This is a genomic window from Vibrio sp. 1288, assembly GCF_033344475.1.
The window spans coordinates 1-1,458 of the sequence record NZ_JAWPOX010000092.1 but is presented as its reverse complement, the minus strand read 5'-3'; the positions used below and the strand labels follow the sequence as shown (position 1 = coordinate 1,458).

Here is a 1,458-nt window from a genome sequence, read left to right as displayed (position 1 = left end):
CTCGGCAACGAATACACTCACACCGATGAGTCGATTCTGGCTCTGGCAGAACTACAAAATTCACTGGCGTATTTGGAAGAGCAGCAACAAGGTCATTGGAAGCGTTTGTTAATGCAGCTAACTTACCTGTTCAATAACCTCGCTACGGTTGAAAAGCAGCTAAACAACATCAATAACCCGGATGCCGAACGCCTAGAAGAAGACACGCTTGCCGATACTAACCCACATACGTTGAAAGCGATGTGGCAACGCATTTCGGCTAACCTTCATAAAGATTCGATGCTGTTTCGACATGCGTTGCGTATGTCAATTGCGCTTACTATTGGGTACGGCATCATTCAGCTGTTTGATATTGACCGTGGTTACTGGATTTTGCTTACAACGCTGTTTGTGTGTCAGCCGAACTACAGTGCAACGCGCCAAAAACTTACGGCTCGTGTGATCGGTACTTTAGCGGGGTTATTGATTGGCGTACCGCTGCTAACGTTCTTCCCTTCTCAAGAAAGTCAGTTGGTGTTTATCGTTGTTTCGGGCGTGATGTTCTTTGCATTTAGGATGAACAACTACGGCTACGCGACCGGATTTATCACCTTGTTAGTCTTGTTCCTGTTCAACCAGTTAGGTGAAGGCTACGCAGTGGTGCTTCCTCGGCTTGCCGATACACTGATTGGTTGCGCGCTAGCCGTCGCGGCTGTGATGTTCATTTTACCTGACTGGCAATCGAGAAGACTGCATAAAGTGATGTCTGATGCGATAGATGCGAATAAACAGTATTTGGATCAGATCATCGGCCAATATCGTATCGGTAAGAAAGACAACCTGAGCTACCGCATTGCTCGTCGTCAGGCTCACAATAATGATGCGACATTGACGTCAGCAATCAGCACAATGCTTGCTGAACCAGGTAAGTATCGCGCAGCCGTCGATGAGAGCTTCCGCTTTCTGACGCTCAACCACGCCATGCTCAGCTACAGCTCTGCTTTAGGTGCCCATCGTACTCGCATCGAAGATGAATCCATTCATAAACTGGTTCTGGATGCTCACCGTTGTATCCACCAGCATTTGGATGTATTGCATCAACAATTACACCAACATTGCGAAGAGTGCGATTTATCCAACATTGACGATGCGGGACTTGAGCAGCGTTTGAACGAATGGCGCGATGCGGATGACAGCTCGGCGCGTATGGTGCTTCAGCAACTCCACCTTATTTATCGCATGTTGCCTGAGCTTCACTCGCTGGCGAGCAAATTTGCCGTTCGTGTGAACTAACTCGACCTTAGAGAGACTAACTTAAAGGTGCATGTGACTTAACGCGCGTTCTTTATGCAATTAGGGAAGCACTTTTGCTTCCCTTTTTTAATTTTAGATAACCCGAAGTAGGTAAAATTACCTTTCATAGGAAAAGTCTTACGTATCACTTAACGCACCTTGACAATACTCGGACAAAAAACCATC

At 46.7% G+C, this 1,458-nt stretch carries 1 protein-coding gene; it reads left to right on the top strand.

Annotated features, from left to right (window positions below; translation table 11 throughout):
- Positions 1–1,272, top strand: a 1,272-nt coding sequence (gene yccS / locus R8O11_RS24820; protein ID WP_318194556.1) for a YccS family putative transporter, incomplete at its 5' end; no start/stop codon positions are given.
- Positions 1,273–1,458: the final 186 nt, after the last annotated feature.